At 33.4% G+C, this 7,013-nt stretch carries 4 protein-coding genes and 1 tRNA gene; 3 read left to right on the top strand and 2 right to left on the bottom strand.

Annotation, left to right across the window (positions count from 1 at the left end; translation table 11 throughout):
- Positions 1–1,148: 1,148 nt before the first annotated feature.
- Complete coding sequence (gene holA / locus O99_RS03900) at positions 1,149–2,192, bottom strand: DNA polymerase III subunit delta (RefSeq protein WP_035006452.1); 1,044 nt, start codon at positions 2,190–2,192, stop codon at positions 1,149–1,151.
- A 1,697-nt stretch (positions 2,193–3,889) separates the two neighbouring features.
- Between holA and O99_RS03890 the strand changes: the two genes are divergently transcribed.
- Positions 3,890–3,964 (top strand) — tRNA-Gly (locus tag O99_RS03890).
- Between the two features lie 51 nt (positions 3,965–4,015).
- Here O99_RS03890 and thiD read toward each other — a convergent pair.
- Complete coding sequence (thiD, locus tag O99_RS03885; RefSeq protein ID WP_035006450.1) at positions 4,016–4,876, bottom strand: bifunctional hydroxymethylpyrimidine kinase/phosphomethylpyrimidine kinase; 861 nt, start codon at positions 4,874–4,876, stop codon at positions 4,016–4,018.
- 115 nt (positions 4,877–4,991) lie between these two features.
- Here thiD and O99_RS03880 point away from each other — a divergent pair, with 115 nt between their 5' ends.
- The gene (locus O99_RS03880) at positions 4,992–5,807 is read left to right on the top strand and encodes a lysophospholipid acyltransferase family protein (RefSeq protein WP_051668854.1); all 816 of its coding nucleotides are present in this window, start codon (positions 4,992–4,994) and stop codon (positions 5,805–5,807) included.
- A gap of 97 nt (positions 5,808–5,904) precedes the next feature.
- Positions 5,905–7,011, top strand: a complete 1,107-nt coding sequence (locus O99_RS03875; RefSeq protein WP_035006448.1) for a D-alanyl-D-alanine carboxypeptidase family protein — start codon at positions 5,905–5,907, stop codon at positions 7,009–7,011.
- The last annotated feature ends 2 nt before the right edge of the window (positions 7,012–7,013 follow it).

Below are 7,013 nucleotides of genomic sequence, written 5' to 3'. Positions count from 1 at the left end.
CAAAAGGCTGAGGTCCAAAAGGCTGAGGTCCAAAAGGCTGAGGTCCAAAAGGCTGAGAATATCATAATAAAGAACGGCTTTGCCAAAACTTCTAATGTTTTTATTTAAAATACACAAAATCTTACTGTGTAAATATATCAGTATGCAAATATGAGAGTGAATGTTATATAAAGCTTTTTATATTAAGAAATAAAATATATACTAGAAACTATAAAAGCTAAATTAAAAAAGAAAAAATTGTTAAGTCTAGTTACGGAACTATGAAAAAATATAAAAAATAAGTATCAGAAAATACTCTATCTTTACGTTCGATAGGTTATATTTTTACAGTATTTTAGTTTTTATCCAATTACTGCTTAAAAGCAGTTAATAAATTAGACAATAAATAATACTGTTTTTGATAGGGGGTATATTATTATAACAATAATAAATACAAAGAGTCTCAAACAAGTGGTTTTAAGCTACAGTGCTATTTTGTACAAAATTAAATCAGAAGGAGCTCTTCAAATCAGTGATAGCTCATACAAGCGTAGTATTTGAACTGAGTGAAGTTTTAGCTGATATGTTTTTAAATTTTAGATATATCACAACAAATTATAGCTTGTTTATGAGAGAAATTCTTCTCCTAAAAACTCTGATAAAAATATGGACCTAGAAGATTTGATAACAAAAAATCTCTATTTTTGAAAATCTGATATGAGAAGGCAATTACATAAATATTCTTAACGATATTACCAACAAAGCGTTCGTATGATGTATAAAATAACTTATGCAATTATTTTTCGGATATTAGGGGAGTTAAGTAATTTATCATTAGTTCTTAATATAGACAAGCAAACGGTAGCTAATATTTTTTATATCATACTAATAAACAAGCAATAATTATCAATCTAAAGGCAGCATCAGCTAATGAACGTCATTAAGTAGCACATAATATCTGTCATTAACTTCCTAAATATCATATGATTGAACAGTATTCATAGCCTTCTAAAAATTAGCAAAGTGGTTTGTTGTATGATGGAATATAACAAACTAACGGCGCCGTATTATATATAATAATTGAGAAAGCAAAACTTCCCTTATAAAATTTCTACTATACATGCTCATATAAATACCACCAAAATCTGATGTAAATACAGTCAGATATCCTAAAAATTATTCTGATGCTTTGCAATAATCGTCAGTTTCAGTAAGGCTTGATGAATGATTACTTCACTTAAAAGTGGATTTTTACGACTTTCTAAAATAGCTGATTGTATTTTTTTCATTGCATACAAAATTTTCTCTAAGTTCCAATATTTTAAGGCTTGTTCAACTATTTTTTTCCTTTGAAAAAAAATCGGTGGTTGCGCCTGAGAAATGACTATAAAAGGAGTTTTACCTTCAATTTCTACTTGATAACGTAAAAGCTGTAATTGTTGAAAATGCCTTTGAGCCGTATTTAAAACAAAAAAAGATGTATTGTTTACAGCACAACAACGGCTAAAATAAATTTCAAAACTCGCTAAATCTCCTAGTAAAACAGCATCAATTACTTCATCTTGAGAAAGAGCACTCACATCGCTAACAATAGCTTTTACATCTTCAAAAGCAATATGAGCCTTCTTTAAGGTATAAAGACACAACTTTTCCAATTCACTCCGTGATGCAAGACGATCTTCTCCGATATTTTGGTGCAAATATTGACGCGCTTCCAAAGAAAGAGTTGCATTGAATTCATCTAAAATCTCATCAATCAAGATATCAAGAGAATGGGCATTATCTGCATAACAAGGCAAAGCAATTGCTGTTGATGCTGTTTCAATAATATTGCGTAATCCTACTCCTTTTTTTAAATCACCCGCTTCAATTAAAATAAAACTGGCTTCTGGTGGTTCTGTTATTAAAAGTTTAAGCGCCTTAAGAAAGCCTTTTTGGTTAGCACCATTAGATATCCATATCAAACGATCACCACCAAAGAGCGATAAAGTGCGTGCTTCATCGCCTAATCGCGCAGGATCTTTATCGATTTCAGCTGCATCTAAGCGAACAGTGGAAAAAGGATTTTCTATTGCCACCTGAGAGAGCTTGGCAAAACGTTGTGCACGCTCACAAACAAGACCACGATCCGGTCCATAAATTAAAACGATAGGAAAAGAACGCGAAAAATGTTTTAAAAACTGATCAACTTCATGTGCTTTTTTCTGAGCCAAAATATTAATCCATTAAAAATACATCATCAAAAACTTCATCACAAATCTTCTGAAATAGTCCAATTTCACTACCTCTATCTTACATTTTTTACACTCTTTCTTCACTAACTGTCCAAAATGACCTTACGCTAAGCAAAAGCAAAATCTGATTTCTATAATCAAAAATCTAATGTACGGAATTCACCACTCTAATAACAATTTCCTCTTAATATTTATTTAGTTAGTTAAAAATATCACAAAATCAGCTATTTCTGAACGAATACTCAAGAAATCACATAAAATAATAAAACCTTATCTAAAAAGGAGAAATCTACAATTTTCTTGATAGTGCCTCTTAAAGGCATTGTGTAGTGATTCTGAAGATATATTAGATTCCATTCAATACTTTTATAGCGCAAAATGACTGTTTCTAGTGATTTACAATCCTTTATCAGAGAACAACGCTCATTTGATTTTTTACTTTTATCAAATTTCCATGCCAAAAGGCAAAATCAATATCTTATTTAAAGGGAAAGGATTTTATAATTATTGATTTTATTATGTTTTTTATCCTACTTTTCACCTTTTAGATACTTTTCTACCGTTTTGATAGCAAGCCTTTTGCAATCAGTGCTTTTTATATAAAGAGCAATTATATTACCACCTATCCAGCAAAAAAATACTTTGAAGTGTAATAAAGACTGTCTTATCTAAGTTTGCAGCTCTTGCTGCCACTAATTTTTTCAAACCACGAGCTGATTTTTTAATACTGGCTTCATTACAAAACTTTTTAAATAAATTACCAAAACTCTCTTTAATGAATTTTTCCCCTTTGCCACAAATAAATATTGCATCTCAAATAGAGCTAATTTTAAAAGTCTTTGCTCGTTTAGTTCAAATAGACAAAAAGGTACCTATTTGATGAATATTTTTACGGCAGAAAATGAGCTTTTGTCGATTTTAATCACTGAAACAGGAACAAGAAATAAAAACAAATATCACCCCATTAAGAAACAATCATGCTCAAACGTCGTGATAAAAAAAATCACAGATTTAAAAAAGCGTTTAATGAATACGATTGTTATTGGGAAAATCAGTCATGCTGACCATAAAAATGCGTGCTATCACAATCTAAAGTAGAAATTTAACCAACGACTGGATTGTTGATTGCCAAACACAGACAGATAGAGCACATATCTATGGAAGAGGTGGTATAGGAGAGCAAGTTATTATGAATTCTGTTCATACAGATGCTAATCAAACCGACGACTTACGAAATGTAGAAAAGAAGGAAAAGTATTTCTTGTATCAGTTGGTTTCCAATGTATTTGGATCAGAAAGATTTCAATATGATAGAGTTTATAAAAATGAAAAAAGAACTATTCATTCATGAGACGATGTAGAAGCACATTTAAGATCTTATTTCACATCTTAAAAAATAAATTGAAATCAACAAATTATGCAAAAGAAAAAGCACTGATATCCAAAATAATAATGACAACATCAGACTATCTCACCATTCTCAATACGATCATATTACTGTTGCGTATAAAATAATTGTAGAGCTTAATGAGCTTAAGCATTTTCAAAATCAATTTTTACTCTTATTTTTAAAAAACAAAAAAATAAATCTACTGAAACGTTATTTTTTTGTTGCAATTCGGAAAAGCCTACGCCATACAGAGACTGTTTAGGTAAAAAGTGGTTCAAATTTTTAAGCGGGTGTAGCTCAGGGGTAGAGCACAACCTTGCCAAGGTTGGGGTCGTGGGTTCGAATCCCATCGCCCGCTCCATTAGTGAATGTAAACTTATTTTTAAACTATAAACTTTTTGAAGAGTCTTTCTTATCTATGATCCCAAAGTTCACAAAAATGATGAAGTGGACCACGTCCTTTTCCTACGTTTAAAGTACTTGAAGCAAATAAAGCGCTATTTAAATAATTTTTAGCTCTTTTGATTGCATCAAATAAAGGTTCCTTAGGTAAGAGTGCTGCAATCGCAGCCGAAAGAGTACAACCTGTGCCGTGATTATTGGTTGTACCGAAACGGGAAGCCTCCAGCATTACAACACCCTTGGAATCACAATAAATATCAGGACTAGAAAGATCGTAATAATTTGTAGTCTTGCAAGCAAGAACATCTAAATGCCCTCCTTTCAATAAAACAGCACCACACCCCAATGCCAAAAGTTGTGGACTTTGCTGATACATAGCATCTAATGACCATTGCACTTCATGATTCAACAATATTGCTGCCTCAGGTAAATTTGGTGTAATCAACGTTGACATGGGAATAAGAACACTACGAATAACTTCAATCGCATCAGGCTTCAACAGAACATCTCCACTCTTTGCCACCATAACCGGATCAAAAACAATGAAACGAGCTTTATAATGAGCCAAACGTTCTGCAATAATCTGTGCAATCTGAGCATTCGCCACCATTCCAATTTTGACGGCGTCTACATGAATATCTTCAAAAACCGAATCAATTTGATCAGCAACAAAAGAAGCATCCAATGCCTGAAAAGCACGCACACCCTGTGTATTCTGTGCAACAACAGCTGTAACTACGCTCATACCATAAGCTTTCATTGCCGAAAAAACCTTTAAATCGGCTTGCATTCCAGCACCACCAGAAGGATCAGTACCCGCAATGGATAAAATCCGTGGAATAAACTTACTTTTATTACTCTGTAATGTCATATGGTTCTTTCCTTATAATTTTAAATATTTTAAAAGGAGTATTTGAAAAAGTTTTAATTAAAGATGTTTTCTCATATAAATTGCATTATAAATAGAATTTCTTGATGGACATGAAATGGGAAATGTAGTGCTTATCTTTCGCTCTCTTCTTTTTACATTTGTTTTTTACATAACAACTTTTGTACAGATGATTTTTTACGCGCCTTTCTATTTTTTAATGCCGCGTAAACAAGCATGGATTGTGCCTAAAATGTGGGCACGTATTACATTGTTTTTACAAAAACATATTGCTGGAACAGACTATGAAATTGAAGGTATAGAAAATCTTCCCAGTGGGGCTTACATCATTGCTCCAAAACATCAATCCGCATGGGAAACTTTTAGCCTTGTTCCCTATTTTGATGATCCCGCCCTTATTATCAAACGTGAATTAATGTGGATCCCTCTTTTCGGTTGGTACATGGCAAAAACACAAGTTATTCCGGTTAACCGGACAAGTCCTATTAAAGCCCTCAAAATCATTTTACACAATGCAAAACAAAAAGCGAAGCAGGGGCGCGAAATTCTCATTTTTCCTGAAGGAACGCGTAAACAACCTGGTCAAGATCCAGATTATAAACCAGGAATTACTGCTCTTTACAATGAGCTTAAACTTCAAGTTGTTCCTATTGCCCACAATGCTGGCTTATATTGGCCACGTAATAATTTTCGTCGCTATCCAGGAACAATCCGTGTTCGTATTCTTCCTCCTATCAAAGCTGGTTTAAATAAACGTGATTTTCTAGATCAACTCATTCAAAAAACAGAAAAAGCTTGTGATGAATTACTCCTATTAGCTGCTCAAGACCCTAATCCTCCTCCTATGCCGCCCTCTGCTGTTCAAAGACTTCAAATGCTTGGCCATCATTGGAAAGGACCTGTACGTAATTAAAGATTCATCTTCTTTATGAATAAACAAAAATCTTTACAATAAAACTCCAACAATGCCAAACCACTTATAATGTCAAAATAATGGGGGAATTTATTTTATGCATCAACTCTTCTACACACTTTTTTTCTTTTTTATTCTGAGTATAATGAGCTCTCTAAGTTTAGCCCATCCTTTCATCTCTGTTGATGCCACAACTGGACGCATATTAAAGCATAATCAAGCTTTTGAACGTTGGTATCCTGCTTCTTTAACAAAACTAATGATGACTTATATTATTTTCCGAGCCATGAGCACAGGAAAAATTTCACCCCACAAGCATATCACCATCAGCAAAAATGCAGCGCAAGCGCCTGCTATTAATTCAGGTTATAAAGCTGGTTCTGTTCTTACACTTGATACGGCCTTAAAAATTACTTTGGTTAAATCCACAAATGATTTAGCTATTGCTATAAGTGAAGCTATTTCGGGTTCACAAGAAGCTTTTGTAAAACAAATGAATGCAGAAGCTCGACGTCTAGGTATGTTTGGAACCAATTTTACAAATACAAGTGGATTACCAAATCCAAATAATTACTCCACAGCACGGGATATGGCTCTTTTAGCGGTTCAAATCCGCCGAGAATTTCCGCAATATACTCATTATTTCTCTATTCCAGCCATTGATTTTGGCAATGGAAAAAAAATTCAATCTAATTCAAATAATCTTATTGGTCGTTTTGATGGCATAGATGGCATGAAAACGGGATTTATTTGTGCTTCCGGTTTCAATCTTGTCGCTTCAGCAACCAGAAATAAGCGAACAATTATCGTTGTTATTTTAGGATCGGAGAGCATCAATAAAAGAGAAGAAAAAGCAGCACAATTGCTCAATGCAGGATTTTCGGACAAAGGATCTCCTCAATCAACATTAGCAACATTAGAACCTTATGGTACGAAAATATCACAAATAACCGATATGAGACAACAAATATGTACACCTGAAGCTATAAAAATGCGTCTAAATTCTTATGATGAAGAAGGAAATATTATTCTCACCTCGCCTTTCATCACCGCTTTACCTTCCTCCATTCTTCCTTTGCAAGTAAAGCTCATCAGCGCACCGAAGATATTGAAAATCAATGGAAAAATAGTACGAGAAATTCCCATCCCATATAAACGACCTCCCTATTCACCTCCTATGATAAAAGCAGTCAACCACATTTAATA

Source organism: Bartonella rochalimae ATCC BAA-1498 (assembly GCF_000706645.1).
GTDB lineage: Bacteria > Pseudomonadota > Alphaproteobacteria > Rhizobiales > Rhizobiaceae > Bartonella > Bartonella rochalimae.
This window is presented reverse-complemented; position numbering and strand designations above follow the sequence as displayed.